This window comes from Agromyces intestinalis (assembly GCF_008365295.1).
GTDB lineage: Bacteria > Actinomycetota > Actinomycetes > Actinomycetales > Microbacteriaceae > Agromyces > Agromyces intestinalis.
Window position 1 is genome coordinate 1870246 of record NZ_CP043505.1, and the last position, 23230, is coordinate 1893475.

The window sequence follows — 23230 nt, forward strand, 5'->3', positions numbered from 1 at the left end:
GTCGACGACACCGTCACCGCCGGATGCGCAGCTCGACCCGGTCGACGTCGGCCCAGCCGTCGCCCACGGCGAAGGGTCCGACCCAGGTGCCGACGAACCGGCTGGTGCGGCCGGTCGCGAGCGACGACAGGTCGACCTCGCCGAGGGGGCGACCGGCGACGAGCAGTTCGGCGTGCAGGCCGTCGATGCGCGCCTCGAGCGCGATCGCACCGGATGGCACGCCGGTCAGCGTGCCGACGATCGTCGGCACGCCCTCGTCGACGAGGGTCGCGATCGCCACGCCGTTGTGGTCGACCGCGAGTTCGAGGTGCGCACGCTCGGACGTGCGCAGGAGGAGGCCGGCGCGAGATCTCGAGGTGCGGCCGGCACCGCCGAGTTCGAGCACGACGGTCACGTCGACGCGGTGGTCGGGCAGCCGCCGCCCGAGGAATGCGAACGGCTCGAGGTCGGATGGCCCGGCCGGCGTCGCCCGGAGGCGCACGTTGCTCGGTCGCTCGCCGAGTGCTGCGAACGCCGTCGGCAGCATGCCGACACCGGTCCACGCGAGGTCGAGGTCGGCCGCGTCGAAGTCGTCGACGAGTTCGGTCGGCCACGGCGCCTGGTCGGGTACGCCGTCGACCTCGACCTCGAGCTGCACCCGCCCGACACCGGGAGCGAACAGCGGCCGGCCTCCTTCCCAGTCGACAGGCACGAGATGGGTCTGCCGGCCGAGCAGCCCGTTCACGCCACCGCCCTGGTCGTCGATGAGCAGCTGCGTGCCGAGCACGGTCGCCCAGGTGCGCCCCGCGCCGTCGTCGACGAGGTCGGCATGGCCGACGTTCGCGATCGGCGCCCGGTCGCCGAGGTCGCGATGGCTGAGCCTCGGGTTGCCGGGGTCGCCGGTGTACGGCCCGGTGATTTCGTCGGCGTAGGCCACGCACACCGAGTGGTCGCGGTCGGTGCCGCCCTCGGCGGCGACCAGCATCCAGCCTCCGCCGGGCCGCGGGAACAGGTGCGGCCCCTCGGCCCACCCGGCGCCCTCGAGCGCGCCATGCCAGATCAGGTGCTCGTCGCCGATGACCGCGAAGGTCGCCGGGTCGAGTTCGCGCAGCCAGATGTCGGTCTGCCCCGGCCAGAGCCCGGGCGATGCGAGTCGGTTGCCGCACAGCCACACGCGGTCGTCGTCGAATACGAGCGACGGGTCGATGCCCTCGAGCCCGTCGAACCAGATCGGGTCGCTCCACGGGCCGGCGGGGTCGTCGGCGGTGACGAGGAAGTGCCCGGCGCGCGGCCACCCGCCCTCGGGCGGCGCGGCCTGGTGCGGCGCGGGCACCACGACGGTGCACACGACGAAGAATCGGCCGTCGTGGTGCCGGATGGTCGGCGCGTACAGCCCCTTCGAGCCCGGCAGCCCGGCGAGGTCGAGCTGCCCCTCGCGGTGGATGGCGTGGCCGATCTGCTGCCAGTCGACGAGGTTCGTCGACCGGTGGATCGGCAGCCCCGGCAGGTACTCGAACGTCGAGGTCACCAGGAAGTACTCGTCGCCGACCCGGCAGATGCTGGGGTCGGGGTGGCACCCCGGCAGGATCGGGTTGCGGTAGCGGCCGGTCGGCGCGGGTCGAGTCATCCGTCTCACCTTCGAAGCGTCGCCCGCCGCCGCTCGCCTTGCTTCCTCGCGCTCGACGTGGCAGGTTAACGTTTACATGCGAGGTAAACGTTATCATCAGCGCACTGGTGCGCAAGCGGGTGCGAGTGCGTCGGCGGCGACCCGGGGAGCGGATGCCTCGGGCTCACGGCCGGGGCCGCCCCGTCGAGCCGCGCACCTGCAACTGCGCGCCGAGCTCGCGATGCAGTTCGAGCGCGGCGACGGTCGCAGCCTCCGCATCGCCGTCGGCGCCCTCGACGCCCGAAGCGGCACCCCTCGCCGCGGCGCCGCGCGAAGCCGCGCCGTCGATGCGCTCGATGAGCAGCTCGACCGCGGTCTCGCCGACCTCGCGCAGGTCGGCTCCGACGCTCGTGAGGTGCGGCGCCGACAGCTCGGCCACGTAGGTGTTGTCGAAGCCGACCAGGCTCACGTCGTCGGGCACGCGCACGCCCAGTTCGGCCCAGCGAGCGAGCAGCCCCATCGCGGCCAGGTCGTTGTAGGCGATCACCGCGGTCGCACCCGAGTCGAGCGCATCCTGCGCGGCGGCACGGCCGCCCTGCGCGGTGGGCTCGAACCCGCCGAGGTCGGTCACCTCGAATCCGGCCTGCACGGCCGCGGCATCGCGGATGCCCCGCAGTCGGCGAGTCTGCGACCAGGAACGAGCCGGGCCGCCGACGTACGCGATATGCCGGTGACCGAGCCCGGCGAGGTGCTCGACCGCGGCGCGAGCCGCGGCCGCCTCATCGACCGTGACCGTCGGGGTCGCGTCGTCGCGCCCCTCGAGCGTGCGGTTCACGAGCACGCATCGGTGCGCCGCGGCGATGTCGGCGAGCGCCGCCTCGTCGAGTCGCGACGACACGAGGATGAGGCCGTCGATCTGGGGGGCGACCGCCTCGATCTCCTCGAGCTCGACCTCGGCGAGCTCCGTGGTGTCGACGACGACCAGTCCGTAGCCGCGGGCGCGCGAGCTGGCCTGCGCGCCCTTCGTCAACGACGAGAAGTACGGGTTGTCGATGTCGGGTACGACGAGCGCGATCGTGCCGGTACGGCCGCGGCGCAGGCCTGCAGCCGCCCGGTTGGGGCGGTAGCCGAGCTCGCTGATCGCCTCGAGCACGCGGACGCGAGTCGGCTCGGTGACCCGATGCGGCGTGCGGATCGTGCGCGACACGGTCGCGATCGAGACGCCCGAGCGGGCGGCGACATCGTGAACGGTGACCAAGTCGTCGACCTCGCTTCGAAGCGGATCGGGCGCCAGCCCGGCCCGGGGGTGAGAGTGCGTTGAACACTATTGTAAGAACGTTTACACGGCAAGGAGCCCGCGCATGACCTGGACGCTGCACCCCGACCGGGCGCTGCCCGCCGAACCCGGGCTGCGGGCGATCGCACGCGGGATCCTCGATGCGACCGAGCACCTGCCGATCGTCTCGATGCACGGTCACGTCGATGCACGACTGCTCGCCGACGACCTGCCCTTCACCGACCCCGCGTCGCTGCTGGTCACGCCCGACCACTACCTCGTGCGCATGCTCGTGTCGCAGTCGACCTCGCCGGGCGCAATCCGCGACGCGGGGGTGCGGTCCAACGGGTCGCTCGGGGTCGGCGGGGCGAACGCACGCGGCGACGACCTGCCCGAGGGCGACCCCCGCGAGATCTGGCGGCGGTTCTGCGCCGGGTGGCCGGCGTTCCGCGGCACGCCGACGCGGTTCTGGCTCGAGCACGTGCTCGCCGAGGTGTTCGAGGCGCCCGTGCCGCCGTCGCTCGAGACATCCGATCTGCTCTACGACCACGTGAGCGAGCGGCTCACGAGCGCCGAATACCGGCCGCGCGCGCTGTTCGAGCGGTTCGGCATCGAGCGGCTGGCTACGACGGATGCCGCGTCCGACCCGCTGACCGCGCACGCACGCCTGGCCGACGACGGCTGGGGCGACCGTGTCATCCCGACCTTCCGTCCCGACGACCTGCTCGAGGCGGGCCGCGGCGGCTGGCGCGACCGGCTCGCCGAGCTGAGCGACGCGAGCGGTGTCGACGCGTTCGGGTACGACGGGTTCCTGGCGGCGATGCGGGCGCGCCGCGACGCATTCGTGCGCGCCGGCGCGCGAGCGACCGATCACGGGCACCTCAGTGCCGACACCACCCGACTCGCCGACGCCGACGCGCGTCGCCTCTTCGATCTCGCGTTGCGCGGCGACCTCGGCCCGGGCGACGGCGAGGCGCTGACCGCGCACCTGCTGTTCGAGCAGGCCGCGATGTCGGCCGACGACGGGCTCACCATGCAGTTGCACCCGGGCGTGCTGCGCAGCCACGACCGCGGCCTCGCGGCCCGGTTCGGCAGCGACCTCGGCTTCGACATCCCCGTGCGCACCGAGTTCACACGTGCACTGCGGCCGCTGCTCGAGGCGTTCGGGCACCGTGACGGGTTCCGGCTCATCGTGTTCACCGTCGACGAGACGACGTACTCGCGCGAGCTCGCGCCGCTGGCCGGTGCCTACCCGGCGATGCGGCTCGGCGCGCCGTGGTGGTTCCTCGACGCGCCCGACGCGATCCGCCGGTTCCGCGAGGCGACCGTTGAGACGGCGGGGTTGCGCAACACGAGCGGGTTCGTCGACGACACTCGCGCGTTCTGCTCGATTCCGGCGCGCCACGACCTGGCGCGGCGGGCGGATGCCTCGTACCTCGCCCGGCTCGTCGCCGAGCACCGGCTCGGGCTCGACGAGGCGATCGACACCGCCATCGACCTCGCCGTGCGGCTCGCGCGCGAGAGCTACCCGGTGCCTGTGGGCGCGCCGCTGACGCGCGACTCGCTGACTCCGGCGGTTGCCCGATGAGCGACGCGCACCCGATGTGGCTGCGCCCCGGGCCGATCCCCGGCCTTGCGGGCGGCGCCGTGCTGATCACCGGCGACGACCCCCTGCTCGACACCGTGCGCGCCGAGGCGCGCGCGGCCGGCATGCACCTCGTCGGCCCCGACCAACCCGCCGCGCTCGTGCGCATCTCCATCGATCGCGCATCGGGCGGAGCACCGGGAACGGAGACCGGGTTCGTGCTGACGGGCGACGGCGAGCGCACGGTCGTCGTCGCGGGCGGAGCATCCGGTGCGCTGTGCGGATGGTTCGAGATCGTTCGCCGGGCCGCGACCGGCCGCCTGCACGAGCCCGGCACCACGCGCCACGAACCGGCGCAGGCGGTGCGGATCCTCGACCACTGGGACAACATCGACGTGCACCCCGTGATGGGCCAGGTCGAGCGCGGCTACGCGGGCGGTTCGATCTTCTTCGACGCCGGGCGCGTGCGGGACGACCTCTCACGCGTCGCGGCGTACGCGAGATTGCTCGCCTCGATCGGCATCGACCGGGTCGCGATCAACAACGTCAACGTGCACGCGCGCGAGGCGCGGCTGCTCACCGACGACCTCGCCGACGTGGCGCGCATCGCGGCCGAGTTCAGGCCGTGGGGCATCCGACTGCACCTCTCGGTGAGCTTCGCGTCGCCGATCGTGCTCGGCGGACTCGAGACATCCGACCCGCTCGAGCCGGCCGTGCGCGCCTGGTGGCGCGAGGCTGCCGACCGGGTCTGGGCCGCGATCCCCGACTTCGGGGGGTTCGTCGTGAAGGCCGACTCAGAGGGCCAGCCCGGGCCGTTCGCCGACGGCCGCGACCACGCCGACGGCGCGAACCTGCTCGCCGAGGCCGTCGCCCCGCACGGCGGACTCGTGCACTGGCGCGCATTCGTCTACAACCACACCCAGGACTGGCGCGACCGCACGACCGACCGCGCCCGCGCCGCCTTCGACCACTTCACGCCGCTCGACGGGCGCTTCGCCGACAACGTCATCGTGCAGGTCAAGCACGGTCCGATGGACTTCCAGGTGCGCGAACCCGTCTCGCCCGTGCTCGCCGCGATGCCGCACACGCGAGTGGCGCTCGAACTGCAGGTCACCCAGGAGTACACCGGGCAGCAGCGGCACGCGGTGTACCTGGCGCCGATGTGGCGCGAGGTGCTCGACTTCGCGCCGTTCGGAGCGGCCGGCCCGACCATCGCCGACCTCGCCGCCGCGGGCGGCGGCATCGCGGCGGTGTCGAACGTCGGCGACGACGGGTTCTGGACGGGGCATCCGCTCGCCCAGGCCAACCTGTACGCGTTCGGCCGCCTCGCCTGGGATGCGACGCTCGACCCTGCGGCGATCCTCGACGAGTGGATCGCGTTGACGTTCGGGTCGGGTGCGTCGGGCTCCGACGGCGAAATCGCCGCGGTCGTGCATGAACTGCTGGATGACTCGTGGTCGACGTACGAGTCGTACACCGCGCCGCTCGGCGTCGGGTTCATGGTGACGCCCGGAACCCACTACGGGCCGTCGGTCGACGGGTACGAGTACTCGCCGTGGGGCACCTACCACTTCGCCGATCGCGACGGCATCGGCGTCGACCGCACGGTCGCGACCGGCACCGGCTACGCCGGGCAGTACCCCGAGCCGTGGGCGTCGACGTACGAATCCCTCGACACCGTGCCCGACGAACTGCTGTTGTTCTTCCACCATGTGCCGTACTCGCACCGCCTGCACAGCGGCTCGACCGTCATCCAGCACATCTACGACACCCGGTTCGCCGGGGTCGAGCGGGTCGATGCGATGGTCGACATGTGGCAGCGACTCGACGGGCGCATCGACGGCGACCTGTTCGCGCGGGTACGCGACCGGCTCACCGAGCAGCAGCGATCGGCGCGCGAGTGGCGCGATCACGTGAACACGTACTTCCTGCGCAAGTCGGGTATCGCGGATGAGCGGGGTCGCGCCATCCACCCGTGAGCGGCCTCGGGCTGCGCTCGCTACTCGGCCAGCCGAGGGTTGGGCTCGTCGGTGAAGCGGGCGGTGATGTCGGCGACCATCGCGCGCGAGTTCGCCAGCAGGAACACCCCGAGCAGCGAGCCCGCGAGCGCGATGAGCCACGCGAACCCCGTCGCCGCCGCGGTCGCGACCACGATCAGCACCGCGAGCGCGCCGACGCTGGCGAGCGGCTTCGCCACGAGGTACATCAGCGCGAGCCGGGCGACGTCGCGCGTGCGGAACGAGAACACCGCGGCGATCACGAGCGCGTGCAGGGTCAGCACCCCGACCACCGCGGCGAGCACGATCGCGATGACCGCGAAGATCGGGTCGACCCCGGCCGCCGCCGCGAACGCCACGTTGATCGCGAGCACGGTGAGCACCACCAGCGCGGGCACCCACACGAGCAGCACGTCGCGCAGGTCACGCCACCACGCCCGCCAGAACCGCGGCCACACGACGAGGTCGTGCGAGCCGTCGAGCGCCCGGAACGTTCCGATCACTGCGGCGAGCGCCGGCCCGAGCGGCACGAGGCACAGCGCGTAGAGCGGGATGTTGCTCGGGTGCGGCTGCAGGAACAGCATGCCCAGGATGCCCGGCGCGACCGCCGCGAGGAACGCGAGCTCAGCGACGAGCATCCGGTACACGGTTCCGGTGATGCGGTCGAACGCGGTGCGTGGCATCCGTGCCATGGAGCATCCTCTCGATTCATTGCGACGACCCCAAGGGCGGACCCGCGTCCAGTTCGACCGGGTCCGCCCCTGGGGCGTCAGCGTCAGGCGGTGCGACCTACTCGGCGCTGCCGCCCTCCGACAGCACCTTCGCCTGGCGCTGCTGGGCCTCGTTCAGCATGTCGACGTACTGATCCAGGTTCGCCGACTTCAGCTCGTCGACGTACGCGTCCCACTCGCTGAGCGGGCGGTCGCCGTTGATGAAGGCCGCCGTGTTCTGTCGCACGATGTCGAGCAGCGCGGTCTTCCAAAGGCCGGCCTGCTCGTTCTCGAGCTCGGTGAGCGGCGCGGCCGGGGCCGTGGGCAGCTGCTCCTTGGTCAGCATCGAGTCGACGAACTCGCGCGTCTCGGGGAGCATCATCGACAGGCGCAGCTCTTCGGTGCCGCCCTCGGCCGGCATGAAGGCGCCGTTGGCGAATCCGCCGTCGACGTTCAGCAGCTTGGTGGCGCCGGGGTTGAGCAGGTCCTTCGCGCGGTCCCAGTCGGCGGTGAGGGTGCGGGTGCCGCCGCTCTTCTCGAAGGTCAGGCCCTCGACGCCCCACTTGGCGAACTCCTGGCCCTCGTCCGAGTAGTACAGCCAGTCGATGAACTGCAGCAGCGCCTTGAAGTGCGGCTGCTCGGCGGCCTTGGCCGAGATCATCAGGCCGGGCAGGCCGTCGACACGGCCACCCGAGGCGAGGTGGTCGCCGGCAGGACCGGCGGGCACGCGGACGAGTGCGACGTCGGCCTCGGTGTTGCCGACCTCGGCGAACGAGGTGCGCGACTGCGGCAGGAACTGGTCGTTGCCGCCGATCACGAACGAATCGCCGTTGAAGAAGCTCGCCTTGGCGTCGTCGTCGGTCTGGGTGACGCTCGCCGGGTTGAGCACGCCGTCCTCGACGAGACCGTGGTAGTACTCGAGCAGGCTCTTGTACTCGTCGGTCGCGCCGGCGTAGACGAACTCGTCACCGTTCCACCAGCCGCCCGAGCCGGCCGCCAGGCCCCAGCCCGCGGTGATGCCGAAGTTCGGCGCCGCGAAGTTCAGCGCGCCGCCCAGCGGGTCGGGGTCGTTGTACTGGTCGGAGATCACGTACTTGTCGGGGTACGCCGCCTTCACCTTCTTGAGGTCGTCGGCGAAGTCGTCGAAGGTCTCGGGGGCGTAGCTGAGACCCAGCTGGTCCCAGATGTCCTTGCGCACCACGTACGAGTACTGCGGCACGTTGATCTCGGAGATGCCGGGCAGCAGGTAGTACTTGCCGTCGTCCTTGCGCAGCACCGCGTCGATGTCGTCCTGCAGGCCCCACTTCTCGACCTTGTCGGTGAAGTTCGGCATGTACTGCACGAAGTCGCTCACCGGCAGGATCGCGCCGCCGGCGACGAACGGGGTCTCCTGGCCGGGGTAGGTGACGGTGATGATCTCGGGGGCGTTGCCGCTCGCGATCGCCGCCGACCGGGCGTCCTCGTAGCCGGTGCGCGGAGCGCTCTCGATGTCGAACGACACCTTCTGGTTCTCGGCGAGGGCCTGGAAGAACGGCCAGTCCTCGTTGAGCGGGTACGCCTCGTGGTCGCGGTAGAACATCGAGAACGTGACATCCTCGGTGGCCTCGAAGGTGTCGCCGACGCCGAAGTCGGCCATCGCGCCGACGTCCTTGCCGGTGAAATCGAAGTCGCCGTCGTCGCCGCCGTCGTCGGCGGAGCAGCCGGTGAGTGCGAGGCCGGCCACGGCGAGGCCGGCGACGAGCGCCGTGATGCCGCGGCGCCGACGCATCGGTGCGCCTGCGTGCTGTGTCATCTGGGTTCCTTTTCTCTCGGTCGGTGGTGCGGAGGGTGGTGCGGTGCGCTGGATCTGTGGGTGGAGAAGGGCGGGTCGGATGTCTCGGGCCGGATGTCTCGGGCTCAGGCCTTGACCGAGCCGAGCATCACGCCCGAGACGAAGTACTTCTGCAGGAACGGGTAGAGGCACACGATCGGCAGCACGGTGAGCAGCATCGTCACGGCCTTGACGTTCGCCGCGATCTGCAGGCCTTCGGCGCTGTCCTGCGGCTGCGCCGACGAGAGCAACAGGTTCCGCAGGTAGACCGTCACGGGGTACAGCTCGGGTTTGCTCATGTAGAGCACGGCCGAGAACCACGAATTCCAGAACGTGACAGCGTAGAAGAGCACCATCGTCGCGATGACGGCCTTCGAGAGCGGCAGCACGATGCGCCAGAGGATGCCGTAGGTGGTGAGCCCGTCGATGGCGGCGGCCTCTTCGAGCTCTTCGGGGAAGTTCTCGAAGAACGCCTTCATCACCAGCAGGTTGAAGATGCTGATCGCGTTCGGGATCACGATCGCCCAGATCGTGTTGCGCCACCCGAGCGAGTTGATGAGCACGTAGTTCGGGATGATGCCGCCCGCGAAGAACATGGTGAACACGGCGATGCCGACGAAGAACGCCCGACCCTTCAGCCGCTTCTTCGACAGGGCGTAGGCGAAGATCGTGGTGAGCACCATCGAGATCGCGGTGGCGACGGTCGTGTACAGGATCGTGTTGCCGTAGTTGCGCCAGAACATCGGGTCGCCCATGACGATGCCGAAGGTCGTGACGTTGAACCCGAGCGGGATGACGCTGACCTGCCCGGCGTTGATGTACCCCTGCGAGCTGAATGCGACCGCGACCACGTTCAGGAACGGGTAGAGCGTCACGAAGCAGATCGCGAGGATCAGCACCGCGTTGACGACGCGGAACACGGTGTACCCGCGCGAGTCGCGGATGCCGCCGACCTTCCTCGGGCGGAAGAGCTTCGCGACGGTGCGGTCGGCGGGCCGGCCGATGCTCGTCGTGAGCGTGCCGGTCTGCAGGTCGGGCGTGGTCACCACAGGCTGGCTCCCGTCACTCGGCGCGAGATGAGGTTCGCGCTCAACACCAGGAAGAGGCCGATCAGCGCCTCGAACAGGCCCACCGCGGTGGCGTACGAGAAGCTCCCGGAGCCGATGCCGACGCGATACAGGTAGGTCGCGATGATGTCGGCGCTCGACAGGTTGAGGGGGTTGTAGAGCAGCAGCACCTTCTCGAAGCTCACCGACAGGAACGTGCCGATGTTGAGGATGAGCAGCACGACGATGGTGGGCGCGATGCCGGGCAGGGTCACGTGCCACGTCTGCTTCCATCGCCCGGCGCCGTCGATGCGGGCCGCCTCGTAGAGCTGCGGGTCGATCGTGGTGAGTGCGGCGAGGTAGAGGATCGTGCCCCAGCCCACGGTCTGCCAGACCTCGCTGCTGACGAAGATAGGGCGGAACCACTCGGGTTTCTGGATGAAGTCGATCGGGGTGCCGCCGAGCGCGTCGACGATCTGGTTCACCGTGCCCCGGGTCGAGACGAGTTGCAGCACCATGCCCGCGACGATCACGACCGACATGAAGTGCGGCAGGTAGCTGATCGACTGCGCGATGCGCTTGAACTTCGCCGAGCGCAGCTCGTTGAGCATGAGGGCGAGGATGATCGGCAACGGGAAGATCAGCACGAGGCAGAGCGCGCCGAGGATGATCGTGTTCGTGAAGACCCGCCAGAACGTCGGGTCGTTGATGAACATCTCGAAGTAGTGGAAGCCGACCCACTCGTCGCCGAAGATGTTGCCGCCCGGCCGGTACCGGCGGAACGCGATGATGTTGCCCGCCATCGGCAGGTACCGGAAGACGAGCAGGAACACGAGCGGCAGCACGAGCAGCGAGTAGAGCCGCCAGTCGCGCTTCAGCGCGGTGCGCCAGGTGAGCTTCGCCGGGCGCGGCGGGCGCTTCGGCTTCGAGGGGCCGGATGCCGCGGAGCCCGTCTCGGCACGACCGGCGCCGCCGGCCGGGGTCGCCGCGTCGACGATCGCGACGTTGGTGGTGGTCGACATGCGCTCCCTTGCGGCTGTCAGTGTGACTCATCCGGGGGACGGTGAGTCACGAAACTTTCGGTGTTTCAAGCGATAACGGGTATGAACGTAACCCGCGCTCCGGGGAATGTCAACGTTTTCACGCTAGGGTGTGCAGACCGTGACCCAGCCGTGACCGACCGAACGAGGAACCCGATGGCCCGCTTCGACCTGCCGCCCGAGGCCCTGCGCACGTACCGTCCGCAGCTCGCCGAGCCGACCGACTTCGATGCCTTCTGGGCCGACACGATCACGGCGTCGCGGGCCGCGGCGGGTGCGGATGCGAGCGCCGACGCGGTCGACGCGGCCGACGCGGCCCGAACCGCACGCCGGCGGGTCGCCACGCCGATGACCTCGTTCGACGTCGACGACGTGACGTTCCCCGGCTTCGCCGGCGACCCGGTGCACGCCTGGCTGGTCACCCCGCACGGTGCCGACCGGCCGCTGCCCGCCGTCGTGGAGTTCGTCGGGTACGGACGCGGACGCGGCCTCGCGCACGAGCGGCTGCACTGGCCCGCCGCCGGCTACGCCCAGCTCATCGTCGACACGCGCGGCCAGGGCAGCGTGTGGGGCACCGGAGGCGAGACCGCCGACCCGCACGGCTCGGGTCCGGCCGCACCCGGCTTCCTCACCCGGGGCATCGAGCACCCCTCGACCTACTACTACCGGCGCGTATTCACCGACGCCGTGCGCGCAGTCGACGCCGTGCGCACGTTCGCCGAGGTCGATCCCGCGCGCGTCGCGGTCACGGGCAACAGCCAGGGCGGCCTCATCGCGATCGCCGCGGCCGCACTCAGCGACGGGCTCGTCGCCGCGCTGCCGACCGCGCCGATCCTCTGCGACGTGCCGCGCGTGCTGGGCCTGACCGACGCCGACCCGCACGTCGAGATCGCGAGATACCTCGCGGTGCACCGCGGCGCCGAGGAGCGCGTGCTCGCGACCCTCTCGTACTTCGACGGCGCGATCCTCGCGACGCGGGCGACCGCGCCCGCGTTCTTCGGCACCGGGCACCTCGACACCATCGCGCCCCCGTCGGGTGTGTATGCGGCCGCGAACCGTTGGGGCGTACGCGCCGAGGTGGTCGACTACCCGTGGAACGGACACGAGGGCGGCGAGGGCGCGCACTGGGTGCGGCAGGCCGAGTGGCTCGCCGGCGAGGCATCCGCATGACCGCCCCGCGCCTCACCCGCGCGCGCCTCGCGGTGGCGGGCCGCGCACTGCCCGCGGCGCCGGTGCGCATGGTGCACGTCGGGGCCGGGGCGTTCCACCGTGCCCACCAGGCGTGGTTCACGGCGCGCGCAAGCGACGCGACGGAGTGGGGCATCGCCGCGTTCACCGGCCGCTCTCCCGACATCGCCGGCAGGCTGGCCCCCCAGGGCGGCGTGTTCACGCTCGTCGAGCGCGGCCCGAGGGGCGATCGGTTCGGCCACGTGGGCAGCATCGTCGAGGCATATGCCGGCAATCGCATGGAACGGTTCGTGCCGCTCGTCGCCGACTCACGCGTGGCCGTGATCACCCTCACCATCACCGAGGCCGGATACCGGCTGACCGCCGACGGAGCGCTCGACCTCACCGATTCCGACACGACTCGCGACATCGCGGTGCTGCGGGCGGGCGCGACATCCGACCGGCTCCGCACACCGCTCGGGCGCATCCTCGCGGGCCTCGCCGCCCGCTCGCCCGACGCGCCCATCGCGCTCGTCTCGTGCGACAACCTGCCCGACAACGGGCGCCTGACCGGTTCGGCCCTGGCTTCACTGGCGGATGCCTCGGGCCTCGGCCCGGCGCTCGAGGGCGTGTCGTTCGTCTCCACGAGCGTCGACCGCATCACGCCGCGCACGACTGCGGCCGACCTCGACGCCGTCGAGGCCGCGACCGGATGGCGCGACGAGGCCGCGGTCGTCGCGGAGCCGTTCGCCGACTGGACGCTGTCGGGCGAGTTCCCGGCCGGCCGCCCCGCGTGGGAGACGGCGGGCGCGCGCCTCGTCGACGACATCGCGCCGTTCGAGCAGCGCAAGCTGCTGCTGCTGAACGGCGGGCACCTCGTGCTCGCGTTCGAGGGGCTGCTGCGCGGGCGCACGACGGTGGCCGCCGCGATCGCCGACCCCGAGTGCCGGCAGGCACTCGATGCGTTCTGGGCGGAGGCCGCCCGCGCGGTCGACCCCGGCGTCGACACCGCCGAGTACCGCCGAGCGCTGGTCACGCGGTTCGAGAACGGCCGCATCGAGCACCGGCTCGACCAGATCGCCGTCGACACCGCGACGAAGCTGCGCCTGCGCGTGCAGCCGGTAATCGATGCCGAGCGGGCCGCCGGCCGCGATGCACCCGGCGCGACCGCCGTCGTCGACGCCTGGCACCGGTGCCGTGAGGCCGGGCTGGTCGAGTAGCGCGAAGCGCGTATCGCGACCCCGCGAGACGCCTCACCCGTCGTAGTCGAGCAGCACCGTTTCGCTCGTGGCGTGCGACTGGCACGTCAGCACGTACCCGCGCTCGAGCTCGTCGGGCTCGAGCGCGTAGTTCTCGCGCATGTTCACCGACCCCTCGACGAGCTTCGCGCGGCACGTTCCGCACACACCGCCCGCACAGGCGAACGGCACGTCGGGCCGCACCCGCAGCGCCGCGTTCAGCAGCGATTCGTTCGCGCTCACCGGCGAGTCGACCGACGACGACTGGCCGTCGAGCGTGAAGTCGAGGTGCACGACCGGCTCACCGGCCTGCACCACCACGGGCCTCCCGGCATCGGGCCTCACCTCGCCGGGCTCTCCGGTCGTGAACAGCTCGAACCGCACGTGCGCCGCATCGACGCCTCGACCCTCGAGCGTGTCGCGGCACAGCTGCACGAGCTCGAACGGGCCGCACAGGAACCACTCGTCGACCGTTGCCGGCGGGATCAGCGCGTCGAGCATGGTGTCGAGCTTCGCCTGGTCGATGCGACCCGACAGCAGCGGCGCGGTGCGCTGCTCGCGGCTCAGCACGTGGTGCAGCGCGAGGCGCGACGGGTAGCGGTCCTTCAGGTCGGCGAGCTCGTCGAGGAACATCACGTCGAGCGTCGACCGGTTCGTATACACGAGGGTGAAGCGGGCGGTGTCGGATGCCTCGAGCACCGTGTGCGCCAACGCCATCATCGGCGTGATGCCGCTGCCGGCGGCGATGGCGACGACGTGCCGCCCGTCGAGGTCGGCGAGGTTCGAGGTGAACGTGCCCTGCGGGCTCATCACATCGATGCGGTGGCCGGTCTGCAGCTCGCGATTCGCCCACGTCGAGAACCGCCCGCCCAGGTCGCGTTTGATCGCGACGCTGATCGAGCCGGGCCCGGTTGCGGGCCGCACGGGCGGGCGGCAGATCGAGTAGCTGCGCCGCACCTCGTGTCCGTCGATCTCGGCGCGCAGCGCCACGTGCTGCCCGGCGACGTAGTCGTACTCGCCGGTCAGCTCCTCGGGCACGGTGAACGTGACCTCGACGCTGTCGGACGTGAGCGGGCGCACCTCGGCGACCTCGAGCTCGTGGAATCGCCCGCGGCGCTTGCGCACGCCCGTCGACCCCAGGTTCACCGCCGTCATCACAGCACCTTGAACGAGTCGAACGGCTCGAGGCAATCGAGGCACTCGTAGAGCGCCTTGCACGACGTCGACCCGAAGCGCGAGATCTCGCGGGTGTGCAGCGAGTCGCAGCGCGGGCACTTCACGGCGAGCGCCACGCGCATCGGGCCGGCGGGCCGCACCGGAGCGCGACCCGACGGCGGGGCGATGCCGTACGCCTCGAGCTTCTGCCGGCCGTCGTCGGTCATCCAGTCGGTGGTCCACGCGGGCGTGAGCACGAGTTCGACCGAGACATCCGCATAGCCCGCCGCGCGCAGCGCGGTGAGCAGGTCGTCGCGGATCGCGTCCATCGCGGGGCATCCGCTGTACGTGGGCGTGATGTGCACCCGGACCCGCCCGTCGGAGTCCTCGACGTCGCGCAGGATGCCGAGGTCTTCGATGGTGAGCACCGGGATCTCGGGATCGCAGACCGTCGCGGCGATGTCCCATGCGCGCGAGCGCACCGCGGTCACCACGATGCCCCCGGGTGTGTGCGGGCGAGCACCTGCAACTCGGCGAGCAGGTATCCGAGGGTCGGGAAGTGCCGCCCCTCGCGCCCGCCGCCCGCCGCGATGAACGCCGACTTCGGTGCGAGGTCGGCCTCGGAGAACACGTCGGCGAGCACGGCGTCGAACGGCTCGCGCAGCGTCGACGGGCGCACGGCGACGCCGTCGAGGCGGTCGATGAGCGGCTCGTCGCGGAACAGCTCGTCGACGTACGGCCAGATGTCGTCGAGCGCGCGGATCATGCGGCGCCGCGACTCCTCGGTGCCCCCGGCCAGGCGCAGCGTCCACTGCACGGCGTGGTCGCGGTGGTAGTCGACCTCCTTGACGGCCTTCTCGGCGATGGCCGCGAGGGTCGCGTCGGTCGACGCGCGCAGGCGCTCGTACAGTTCGAACAGGTAGACGGATGCCACGAGCTGCCGGGCGATCGTCTTCGCGAAGTCGCCGTTCTCCTGTTCGAAGAGCCAGGCGCTGCGGAACTCGGGCTCATCGCGCCAGTACGCGAGGTCGTCTTCGCTGCGGCCGTCGACGGTGCCGGCGTAGTGCAGCAGCGATCGGGCGTGACCGAGCAGATCGAGCGCGATGTTGCCGAGCGCCATGTCCTCCTCGAGCTCGGGCGCGCGGCTGATCCACCAGCCCAGCTGCTGCGAGAGCACGAGGGCGTCGTCGCCGAGCCACAGCGCGTACTCCGCAGCATCCGGACTCGCGATCTGGCCGGTGTCGCCCGCGAGCTCGTCGGCGAGCGCGACGCGGTCGACGTGCACGTCGCCGTGCGAGGTGTCGGACGCATTCACAGGTGCTTCACCCCCTCGGATGCCGTGTAGTACACGGCGTGCCGGTAGTTCTTGCCGGCGGGGCTCTCGAAGAACGCACCCTTCGCGTCGGGGTCGCTCGTGGTCACCGCGTCGGCGGGCACGACCCAGATCGACTGGCCCTCGTTGCGGCGGGTGTACAGGTCGCGTGCGTTGCGCAGCGCCATCTCGGCGTCGGGCGCGTGCAGCGAGCCGACGTGCACGTGCGAGAGTCCGCGGTTCGCGCGCACGAACACCTCCCAGAGCGGCCACGGCTCGTTCGAGGTTCCCGGGGTGCTCATGCGGCCTGCTCCGTGATCTGCGCCCGCTTGCGCGCGTATTCGGCGGCGGCCTCGCGCACCCAGGCGCCGTCCTCGTGCGCCTCGCGCCGACGACGCAGCCGCTCGGCGTTCATCGGCCCGCGGCCGGCGAGCACCTCGAAGAACTCGGTCCAGTCGATCTCGCTCATGTCGTACTGCTGCGTCTCGTCGTTCCAGCGCAGCTTCGGGTCGGGCAGGGTGACGCCGAGCACCTCGGCCTGGGGCACGAGCATGCCGACGAACCGCTGGCGCAGTTCGTCGTTCGTGAACCGCTTGATGTTCCACGCCATCGACTGCGCCGAGTTCGGCGACTGGTCGTCGGGCGGGCCGAACATCTGCAGTGCCGGCCAGTACCAGCGGTCGACGGCGTCCTGCGCCATTCGCCGCTGCTCGTCGGTGCCCTGCATGAGCGTCAGCAGGATCTCGAAGCCCTGCCGCTGGTGGAACGACTCCTCTTTGCAGATGCGCACCATCGCCCGGCCGTATGGCCCGTACGACGCACGGCACAGCGGCACCTGGTTGCAGATCGCGGCGCCGTCGACGAGCCAGCCGATCGCGCCCATGTCGGCCCAGGTGGGCGTCGGGTAGTTGAAGATCGACGAGTACTTGGCCTTGCCGGCGATCAGCGCCTCGGTCATCTCGTCGCGCGGGGTGCCGAGGGTCTGGGCGGCCGAGTAGAGGTAGAGCCCGTGGCCGGCCTCGTCCTGCACCTTGGCCATCAGGATCGCCTTGCGCTTGAGGCTCGGCGCCCGGCTGATCCAGTTCGCCTCGGGCTGCATGCCGATGATCTCGGAGTGCGCGTGCTGGCTGATCTGGCGCACGAGCGTCTTGCGGTAGGCCTCGGGCATCCAGTCGCGCGGCTCGATGCGGCCGTCGGCGGCGATCAGCGCATCGAACTGCGCCTGCTCGGGTGTGGTGGTCATCGTCGACTCCCAGGGGTCTGCGGTGATCGGATTACTAACCGATCGTTCAGTTAGTATATGCTCGTCATGCGAGGGTCGGCAACACGGCCCGGTCAGCCCACTCGAAGGAGAGTGAACGATGACGGATGCCACGGCCGCCGCTCCCCTGCGACCGATGATGCGGCGCGATCGCGCCTCGGCCCTGCTGGGCCTGCGCGTCGAGCGCGACGAACCCGGTCTCGCGGTCGTGTCGATGGCCGTCACCGCCGACCACACGAACGGCTTCGAGATCACGCACGGCGGATTCGTATTCGCCCTCGCCGATACCGCGTTCGCGATCGCCTGCAACGAAGACGAGCAGGTCACGGTCGCCGCCGGCGCCGACATCTCGTTCCTGAAGGCCACGCACGCCGGCCAGACGCTCACCGCCACCGCCCGACGTCGGGTCGTGAGCGGCCGCAACGGCCTCTACGACGTGACCGTGACCGACGAGACGGGCGACGTCGTCGCAGAGTTCCGCGGCCGCTCCCTCACCACCAACCGCTCGCTGCCACCGGTGGTCGAGTAACCCGATTCGTTCCGCCGGTCGAGTAGCGCGAAACGCCTATCGCGACCCCCACCACCAACACCCCGGAGTCCCCATGTCGATGACGACCACGGCCACCACTCCCACCACCACCGTCCGCCTGGGCACCGCCCCCGACCCGGCCGCCCTCGACCCCGAAGAGCGCATGACCCGCGCCGAGGTCGAGGCACTGCAGCTCGAACGCCTGCAGTCGACCGTGCGGCACGCCTACGAGCACGTCCCCCTCTACACGAGGAAGTTCGACGATGCGGGCGTGCACCCCCGTGACATCCGGTCGCTCGACGACGTGCAGAAGCTGCCGTTCACCACCAAGGAGGACCTGCGCGCCACCTACCCCTTCGGCATGTTCGCGGTGCCGATGAGCGACGTGCGGCGCATCCACGCGTCATCCGGCACCACCGGCCGCCCGACCGTGGTCGGCTACACCGAGGGCGACCTCGACCGCTGGGCCACGCTCGTGGCCCGGTCGCTGCGCGCGAGCGGCGTGCGCCCCGGCATGAAGGTGCACAACGCGTACGGCTACGGCCTGTTCACCGGCGGACTCGGCGCGCATGCCGGCATCGAGAAGCTCGGCGCCACCGTCATCCCGATGTCGGGCGGCCAGACGGCGCGCCAGGTGCAGCTCATCCACGACTTCGCGCCCGAGGTCATCCTGTGCACGCCGAGCTACCTGCTCACGATCGCCGACGCGATGGAGGAGGCCGGCTACGACCCGCGCGCTTCGTCGCTCAAGGTCGCCGTGCTCGGCGCCGAGCCGTGGACGAACGAGATGCGTGCCGAGCTCGAGCGCCGCCTCGACCTGCACGCCGTCGACATCTACGGGCTCAGCGAGGTGATGGGGCCGGGCGTCGGCAACGAGTGCGTCGAGACGAAGGACGGCCCGCACCTGTGGGAAGACCACTTCCTGCCCGAGATCATCGGCGACGACCTCGCGCCCCTCGCCGACGGCGAACTCGGTGAGCTGGTGTTCACGTCGCTCACCAAAGAGGCGTTCCCGGTCATCCGCTACCGCACGCGCGACCTCACGCGGCTGCTGCCGGGCACCGCGCGCCCCGGTATGCGACGCATGCAGAAGATCACGGGGCGCAACGACGACATGATCATCCTGCGCGGGGTGAACCTCTTCCCGACCCAGATCGAGGAGATCGTGCTGGGCATCGAGACGCTGACGCCGCACTTCATCCTCGAGCTCTCGAAGTCGGGCCGCATGGACGCGCTGACCGTGCGCATCGAGCGCCACCCCGAGCTCACCGTCGAGGTGTGCCAGGCGGCCACGGTCGTGCTGCAGCAGCGCATCAAGGTGCTGATCGGCACGACGGTGGCGGTGCAGCTCGAGGAGCCGGGCGCGCTGCCGCGCAGCGAGGGCAAATACAAGCGGGTCTACGACCTGCGCTGAGACCCCAGCGGGGGCTGGAGGCCGGGTCGCGTGGGGGCGCGACCCGGCCGGACCGGCCCCGGCTGGTCGAGTAGCGCGAAGCGCGTATCGAGACCCCGCAACGCACCTCACCAGGTCTCGAGACGCTCGCCGGCGCTCACTGCTCGACCAGCCCCCTACCGCCGCGTCGTGAAGCCGGCGAACAGGCTGTGCAGCAGAGCCGGGATCGACGCGATCATGAGCACGGTGCCGAACATCAGGTCTTGAGCGCGCAGCACCGCACCCGAGATCAGCAACGCCGCGAACATCACCGCTGAGATGAGCCGGTAGGCCAGGCGCTCGAGGCTGCGGATGCGCAGCTCGAGGCGCGGCGAGTCGACGGCGATCTGCCCGTTCTCGAACCGGGTGATCATGTCGTCGACGCGTCGCGGCAGACGCGCCGTGATACCGGCGACCGCGACGGCCTCCTTCGCGAACGCCTGCACCGCGTTGCCGCTCTCGTCGCGCAGCAGCCGGGCGGCGTACGGTTCGACGGCGTCCCAGATGTTGAACGCCGGGTCGAGCGCACTGCACAGGCCCGACGTGAGCGAGACGGCCCGGATGATGAGCAGGAAGTTCTCGGGCAGCTGGAACGGCAGCGACCGCACGATATCGCCGAATTCCGTGCCGAAGTCGCGGAACTCCCGCGGATCGACCTCGCGCAGCTCGGCGAAGCCCATGCCGCCGAAGCGGGCGAACAGCTCGGTCATCGCGTGCTCGAGCACCGCGGTGTCGGCCGAGGGAAGCAGCACCCCGACCTGCTGGATGCTCTCGACGAGCTGCCGCCCGTTGCGCGCCGCGACCGCGATGACGAGTCGGCGCAAGCCCTCGCGCAGGTGTTCCGAGACCTCGCCCATCATGCCGAAGTCGACGAAGGTGAAATGCCAGTCGGGTGCGGCACCGGATGTCGCGTCACCGGCCGCACCCCCACCCGGTGCCCGCACGCCGGGCGTCACGAAGATGTTGCCCGGGTGCGGGTCGGCGTGGAAGAACCCGTGCACGAACAGCTGGTCGAACATCACGTCGGCGAACGCGGTCGCCACGGCCGACGGATCGATACCCGCCGCCCGCAGGGCATCGACGTCGTTGACCTTGATCGCCGTGACATCCGCCAGCGTGAGCACCCGACGCGTGGTGCGCTCCCACGCGACCGCAGGCGACTCGACGCGCGCGTCGCCCGCGAAAGCCTCGGCGAACCGCTCGGCGTTGGCGGCCTCGTGCAGGTAGTCGATCTCTTCGCGACTCGTCGCCGCGAACTCCTCGATGAGCACGGGCAGGTCGACGTGATCGGACACGATGCGCACCCGGTCGAGCCAGCCGGCGACCTTGCGCAACGCCGCGAGGTCGACCGCGACGACCTGGTCGATGCCCGGCCGCTGCACCTTCACGACGACGTCGGCGAACCCGGCCTGCGCCGCGTCGTCGGTCGCCAACCGGGCGCGATGCACCTGCCCGAGGGATGCCGCGGCGACCGGTTCGGGATCGACGAACGCGTACGCGCGCTCGAGCGGCACGCCGAGCTCGGCCTCGGCGAGCGCGCGGATCGCGGCGAAGTCGACGGGCGGCACCTCGTCTTGCAGCCCCTCGAGCTCGTCGGTGATCTCGGGCGGCAGCACGTCGAGCCGCGACGACATGAACTGCCCGACCTTGATCATGAGCCCGCCGAGCGAGACCGCCAGCTCGTGGAAGTTGCGGGCGATGCGCTGGAGCCTCGCGGCGCGCTGGCGCGCGGCGAGCGAGGAGAGCCCGAGCCGCGGCAGCACGAGTTCGAACCACCACGCCTGCACCATGTATCGCAGTGCGAAGCGCAGGATGCGCCGGTAGCGGGCGCGCGAGGCGCGGGCGTCGGTCATCGAGCCTCCTGAACGCCGATGCTCCGACGCCACGCGGCGCGGATCACTCCTGGGCGAGGATCGAGTAGAGCTTACGCCTGGCCTCGTCGAGCACGTCGACCGCCTGCGCGACCTGTTCGGGCGTGCCGCCGCGAGCGACCTGCCCGACCGCTTGCGCGAGCTTCATACCGGCCTTCGGCAGCACGGTCGAGCGCGCCGACTCCTTCGTACCCGACTCCCAGGGCGCGGCGCGATCGGCCGCCGACTCGGCCTCGGCCCGACCGGTGTCGGTGAGCGAGTAGGTCTTGCGGCCGTTCGACTCCTCGGCCGTGATGAGCCCCTCGTCGGCGAGCAGTTGCAGCGTCGGGTAGACCGAACCGGGGCTCGGCTTCCACGCCCCACCGCTGCGCTCCTCGATCTCGTGGATGATCTGGTACCCGTGCATCGGGCGCTCGGCGAGAAGTGCGAGCACGGCCGCACGCACGTCGCCCCGCGACATCCGCGGAGACAGGCGCTGCTCGAACACGTCGCGGAACTGATCGAGCGTCTCCCAGAGCGGGAACCCGCCGAACCCGCCCGGCCCTCCGGGCCCGCCCGATGCTCCCTGCCCTCCGGGTTTCGAGCCGAATCCTGCGGTGAACGAACCGTCCATGGCGGCCTCCTCGCGTAGCTGAGCGATACTCAGACGATAGTCACCGATATATCGTTCGGCAACGGCTTCACCGAATCATCCGGATGTCTCGGAGCCCGCCGCCCGCGCCGCCTCGGCGGCACGCTCGACCCACTTGGGCGTCTCGCCGTAACGCTGGAACGGCACGAGCCGGCCCGCCGCGCTGTCGTCGATGAGCTGCTGCAGCCGCTTCTCGCGTGTCGCTTGCTGCTTCGCGGTGATCACCCAGTGGGTCACGGTGCGACGGTAGGTCGGCGTCGCGGCCTCGAGGAACGCGGACGCCGCGGGGTCGGCCGCGAGCCGTGCCGCGAACTCGGGTGGCAGCTCTTGGCCGGGATTCTCGTGCGAGTACACGCCGGTGCGGTCGGCGCGACGCCGCTCGAACGCGGCGACCCCCGCGGGATGCATGCGCCCGTCGGCGGCGAGCTGCTCGACCAGCGCGACGTTGACGGCCGACCAGTTGCTCGAGGGCTTGCGTGGAGTCCACCGCTGGCGCACCGCGTCGTCGTCGATGCGCTGGGCGACCGAGTCGATCCACCCGAAGCACAGCGCCTCGGGTACCGCCTGCTCCCACGTCAGCGCGCGGTGGGGCACATGCTTCTTGTAGATGCCCATCCACAGCTCGGTGGCCGTGTCGTGGTTCGCCTCGAGCCACGCGCGGAACTCCTCGGGCCCCGAGAAGAAGATCGCCGGCCGCTCGGGCGTGCCGCCGGGGGTGCCGATCGTCGCCATGCCCCGAGTCTGGCACCGCCCTCCGACACCCCTCTCCCTCTCCCTCTCCCTCTCCCTCTCTCCTCTCCCGTCCCTTCCGAATGTTTCCGTTCGCGCCGACCGTTTCCGCCCTTCCGGAAACCCCTCGCGCAAACGGAAACACTCGGCGAGCCGCGCGAGCCGCGCGAGCCGCGCAAGCCGCGCCGAGCCGACCGAACGGTCGGTCGCATGGAAGACTGAACGCATGCCCGCACCCGCCGAACCCCGCCGCGGCCGCCCCGGCTACGACCAGGCCGGCGTGCTCGCCGTCGCCGTCGCCGCGTTCAACGAGCACGGCTACGACGCAACCTCCATCAGCGTGCTCGCCGACCGGCTCGGCATCTCGAAGTCGGCGATCTACCACCACTTCGCCTCGAAGGAGCAGATGCTCGATCGCGCGCTCGGCGAGGCGCTCGACGAGCTCGAGGGCGTCATCGATGAAGCGGATGCCTCGGGCGGCCGTGCGATCGACCGGCTCGAGCAGGTGCTGCGCGGTGCCACCCGCGTGCTCGTCGACAAGCTGCCCTATGTCACTCTGCTGCTTCGGGTACGCGGGAACACCGAGGTCGAGCGGCGCGCCCTCGGGCGCCGCCGCGCGTTCGACCGGCGTGTGACCGACCTCGTGAGCGAGGCGCAGAGCGAGCGGGCGCTGCGCACCGACATCGACGCGAGCGTGGTGTCGCGGCTCGCGTTCGGCATGATCAACTCGATCGTCGAGTGGTACCGGCCCGGGGGCCGCGAAGACGCCGACCGGCTCGCCGACGACGTCATCGCGATCGCCCTCGACGGTCTGCGCATGCCCACGTCGAACCGAGTCGAGGAGTTGCTCGGCTGA

General features: G+C 70.9%; 21 protein-coding genes. 7 read left to right on the forward strand and 14 right to left on the reverse strand.

The features are described 5' to 3' along the window. Nucleotides 1-13: 13 nt before the first annotated feature. On the reverse strand, nucleotides 14-1606 hold the full coding sequence (locus FLP10_RS08560; protein ID WP_149160486.1) for a glycoside hydrolase family 43 protein: 1593 nt from the start codon (nucleotides 1604-1606) through the stop codon (nucleotides 14-16). 163 nt (nucleotides 1607-1769) lie between these two features. Then, nucleotides 1770-2843 (reverse strand): LacI family DNA-binding transcriptional regulator, encoded by a 1074-nt coding sequence (locus FLP10_RS08565; protein ID WP_149160487.1) that lies wholly within the window; start codon nucleotides 2841-2843, stop codon nucleotides 1770-1772. A 103-nt stretch (nucleotides 2844-2946) separates the two neighbouring features. Here FLP10_RS08565 and uxaC point away from each other — a divergent pair, with 103 nt between their 5' ends. Next, complete coding sequence (gene uxaC, locus FLP10_RS08570; RefSeq protein WP_149160488.1) at nucleotides 2947-4449, forward strand: glucuronate isomerase; 1503 nt, start codon at nucleotides 2947-2949, stop codon at nucleotides 4447-4449. Next, a complete protein-coding gene (locus tag FLP10_RS08575) occupies nucleotides 4446-6425 on the forward strand; it encodes an alpha-glucuronidase (protein WP_149160489.1) in 1980 nt (659 codons plus the stop codon). The genes uxaC and FLP10_RS08575 overlap by 4 nt, the downstream gene beginning before the upstream one ends. 20 nt (nucleotides 6426-6445) lie before the next feature. On the opposite strand, the gene FLP10_RS08580 is transcribed toward FLP10_RS08575, so the two are convergent. The 4 genes from FLP10_RS08580 to FLP10_RS08595 form a co-directional block, all read right to left on the reverse strand. Beyond that, the gene (locus FLP10_RS08580) at nucleotides 6446-7135 is read right to left on the reverse strand and encodes a DUF624 domain-containing protein (RefSeq protein WP_149160490.1); all 690 of its coding nucleotides are present in this window, start codon (nucleotides 7133-7135) and stop codon (nucleotides 6446-6448) included. A gap of 97 nt (nucleotides 7136-7232) precedes the next feature. After that, the gene (locus FLP10_RS08585) at nucleotides 7233-8945 is read right to left on the reverse strand and encodes an ABC transporter substrate-binding protein (RefSeq protein WP_246150310.1); all 1713 of its coding nucleotides are present in this window, start codon (nucleotides 8943-8945) and stop codon (nucleotides 7233-7235) included. 104 nt (nucleotides 8946-9049) lie between these two features. Continuing rightward, a complete protein-coding gene (locus FLP10_RS08590) occupies nucleotides 9050-9907 on the reverse strand; it encodes a carbohydrate ABC transporter permease (protein WP_149162168.1) in 858 nt (285 codons plus the stop codon). Between the two features lie 98 nt (nucleotides 9908-10005). After that, a complete protein-coding gene (locus tag FLP10_RS08595) occupies nucleotides 10006-11031 on the reverse strand; it encodes an ABC transporter permease (RefSeq protein ID WP_149160491.1) in 1026 nt (341 codons plus the stop codon). Nucleotides 11032-11205: 174 nt separating this feature from the next. Here FLP10_RS08595 and FLP10_RS08600 point away from each other — a divergent pair, with 174 nt between their 5' ends. Further along, on the forward strand, nucleotides 11206-12219 hold the full coding sequence (locus FLP10_RS08600) for an acetylxylan esterase (protein ID WP_149160492.1): 1014 nt from the start codon (nucleotides 11206-11208) through the stop codon (nucleotides 12217-12219). Continuing rightward, nucleotides 12216-13436: a mannitol dehydrogenase family protein gene (locus FLP10_RS08605; RefSeq protein ID WP_149160493.1), complete on the forward strand. Its 1221-nt coding sequence runs from the start codon at nucleotides 12216-12218 to the stop codon at nucleotides 13434-13436. The genes FLP10_RS08600 and FLP10_RS08605 overlap by 4 nt, the downstream gene beginning before the upstream one ends. Before the next feature lie 33 nt (nucleotides 13437-13469). On the opposite strand, the gene paaE is transcribed toward FLP10_RS08605, so the two are convergent. The 5 genes from paaE to paaA are packed head-to-tail and all read right to left on the reverse strand — an operon-like array spanning nucleotide 13470 to nucleotide 17164. After that, on the reverse strand, nucleotides 13470-14609 hold the full coding sequence (gene paaE, locus FLP10_RS08610; RefSeq protein WP_149160494.1) for a 1,2-phenylacetyl-CoA epoxidase subunit PaaE: 1140 nt from the start codon (nucleotides 14607-14609) through the stop codon (nucleotides 13470-13472). Continuing rightward, on the reverse strand, nucleotides 14609-15100 hold the full coding sequence (paaD, locus tag FLP10_RS08615) for a 1,2-phenylacetyl-CoA epoxidase subunit PaaD (protein ID WP_246150312.1): 492 nt from the start codon (nucleotides 15098-15100) through the stop codon (nucleotides 14609-14611). The genes paaE and paaD overlap by 1 nt, the downstream gene beginning before the upstream one ends. Next, nucleotides 15097-15924, reverse strand: coding sequence for a 1,2-phenylacetyl-CoA epoxidase subunit PaaC (gene paaC, locus FLP10_RS17565; RefSeq protein WP_342780562.1), 828 nt, complete (start codon nucleotides 15922-15924; stop codon nucleotides 15097-15099). The genes paaD and paaC overlap by 4 nt, the downstream gene beginning before the upstream one ends. Beyond that, nucleotides 15921-16223 carry a 1,2-phenylacetyl-CoA epoxidase subunit PaaB gene (gene paaB / locus FLP10_RS08625; RefSeq protein ID WP_149160495.1) on the reverse strand — a complete coding sequence of 101 codons (303 nt, stop codon included), beginning with the start codon at nucleotides 16221-16223 and terminating at the stop codon, nucleotides 15921-15923. Before paaB ends, paaC begins: the two co-directional genes overlap by 4 nt. Next, complete coding sequence (gene paaA / locus FLP10_RS08630; protein ID WP_149160496.1) at nucleotides 16220-17164, reverse strand: 1,2-phenylacetyl-CoA epoxidase subunit PaaA; 945 nt, start codon at nucleotides 17162-17164, stop codon at nucleotides 16220-16222. Before paaA ends, paaB begins: the two co-directional genes overlap by 4 nt. A 118-nt stretch (nucleotides 17165-17282) precedes the next feature. Here paaA and paaI point away from each other — a divergent pair, with 118 nt between their 5' ends. Both paaI and paaK read left to right on the forward strand, forming a co-directional pair. Then, on the forward strand, nucleotides 17283-17711 hold the full coding sequence (paaI, locus tag FLP10_RS08635) for a hydroxyphenylacetyl-CoA thioesterase PaaI (protein ID WP_149160497.1): 429 nt from the start codon (nucleotides 17283-17285) through the stop codon (nucleotides 17709-17711). A gap of 79 nt (nucleotides 17712-17790) precedes the next feature. Further along, nucleotides 17791-19125, forward strand: coding sequence for a phenylacetate--CoA ligase PaaK (paaK, locus tag FLP10_RS08640; RefSeq protein WP_149162171.1), 1335 nt, complete (start codon nucleotides 17791-17793; stop codon nucleotides 19123-19125). 155 nt (nucleotides 19126-19280) lie between these two features. On the opposite strand, the gene FLP10_RS08645 is transcribed toward paaK, so the two are convergent. The 3 genes from FLP10_RS08645 to FLP10_RS08655 all read right to left on the reverse strand — a co-directional run bounded on the left by FLP10_RS08645 (nucleotide 19281) and on the right by FLP10_RS08655 (nucleotide 22377). Beyond that, nucleotides 19281-20996 carry an ABC1 kinase family protein gene (locus FLP10_RS08645; protein ID WP_149160498.1) on the reverse strand — a complete coding sequence of 572 codons (1716 nt, stop codon included), beginning with the start codon at nucleotides 20994-20996 and terminating at the stop codon, nucleotides 19281-19283. 43 nt (nucleotides 20997-21039) lie between these two features. After that, the gene (locus FLP10_RS08650) at nucleotides 21040-21627 is read right to left on the reverse strand and encodes a PadR family transcriptional regulator (RefSeq protein ID WP_149160499.1); all 588 of its coding nucleotides are present in this window, start codon (nucleotides 21625-21627) and stop codon (nucleotides 21040-21042) included. Nucleotides 21628-21702: 75 nt separating this feature from the next. Continuing rightward, nucleotides 21703-22377: a YdeI/OmpD-associated family protein gene (locus FLP10_RS08655; RefSeq protein WP_149160500.1), complete on the reverse strand. Its 675-nt coding sequence runs from the start codon at nucleotides 22375-22377 to the stop codon at nucleotides 21703-21705. A gap of 223 nt (nucleotides 22378-22600) precedes the next feature. Here FLP10_RS08655 and FLP10_RS08660 point away from each other — a divergent pair, with 223 nt between their 5' ends. Further along, the gene (locus tag FLP10_RS08660; protein WP_149160501.1) at nucleotides 22601-23230 is read left to right on the forward strand and encodes a TetR/AcrR family transcriptional regulator; all 630 of its coding nucleotides are present in this window, start codon (nucleotides 22601-22603) and stop codon (nucleotides 23228-23230) included.

Bases quoted from the DNA above. Each gene is read 5' to 3' on its own strand.
- FLP10_RS08560 (WP_149160486.1), bottom strand. From the start codon at position 1,606: ATGACTCGACCCGCGCCGACCGGCCGCTACCGCAACCCGATCCTGCCG.
- uxaC (WP_149160488.1), top strand. From the start codon at position 2,947: ATGACCTGGACGCTGCACCCCGACCGGGCGCTGCCCGCCGAACCCGGG.
- FLP10_RS08575 (WP_149160489.1), top strand. From the start codon at position 4,446: ATGAGCGACGCGCACCCGATGTGGCTGCGCCCCGGGCCGATCCCCGGC.
- FLP10_RS08580 (WP_149160490.1), bottom strand. From the start codon at position 7,135: ATGGCACGGATGCCACGCACCGCGTTCGACCGCATCACCGGAACCGTG.
- FLP10_RS08585 (WP_246150310.1), bottom strand. From the start codon at position 8,945: ATGACACAGCACGCAGGCGCACCGATGCGTCGGCGCCGCGGCATCACG.
- FLP10_RS08595 (WP_149160491.1), bottom strand. From the start codon at position 11,031: ATGTCGACCACCACCAACGTCGCGATCGTCGACGCGGCGACCCCGGCC.
- FLP10_RS08600 (WP_149160492.1), top strand. From the start codon at position 11,206: ATGGCCCGCTTCGACCTGCCGCCCGAGGCCCTGCGCACGTACCGTCCG.
- FLP10_RS08605 (WP_149160493.1), top strand. From the start codon at position 12,216: ATGACCGCCCCGCGCCTCACCCGCGCGCGCCTCGCGGTGGCGGGCCGC.
- paaE (WP_149160494.1), bottom strand. From the start codon at position 14,609: ATGACGGCGGTGAACCTGGGGTCGACGGGCGTGCGCAAGCGCCGCGGG.
- paaB (WP_149160495.1), bottom strand. From the start codon at position 16,223: ATGAGCACCCCGGGAACCTCGAACGAGCCGTGGCCGCTCTGGGAGGTG.
- paaA (WP_149160496.1), bottom strand. From the start codon at position 17,164: ATGACCACCACACCCGAGCAGGCGCAGTTCGATGCGCTGATCGCCGCC.
- paaI (WP_149160497.1), top strand. From the start codon at position 17,283: ATGACGGATGCCACGGCCGCCGCTCCCCTGCGACCGATGATGCGGCGC.
- paaK (WP_149162171.1), top strand. From the start codon at position 17,791: ATGACGACCACGGCCACCACTCCCACCACCACCGTCCGCCTGGGCACC.
- FLP10_RS08645 (WP_149160498.1), bottom strand. From the start codon at position 20,996: ATGACCGACGCCCGCGCCTCGCGCGCCCGCTACCGGCGCATCCTGCGC.
- FLP10_RS08650 (WP_149160499.1), bottom strand. From the start codon at position 21,627: ATGGACGGTTCGTTCACCGCAGGATTCGGCTCGAAACCCGGAGGGCAG.
- FLP10_RS08655 (WP_149160500.1), bottom strand. From the start codon at position 22,377: ATGGCGACGATCGGCACCCCCGGCGGCACGCCCGAGCGGCCGGCGATC.
- FLP10_RS08660 (WP_149160501.1), top strand. From the start codon at position 22,601: ATGCCCGCACCCGCCGAACCCCGCCGCGGCCGCCCCGGCTACGACCAG.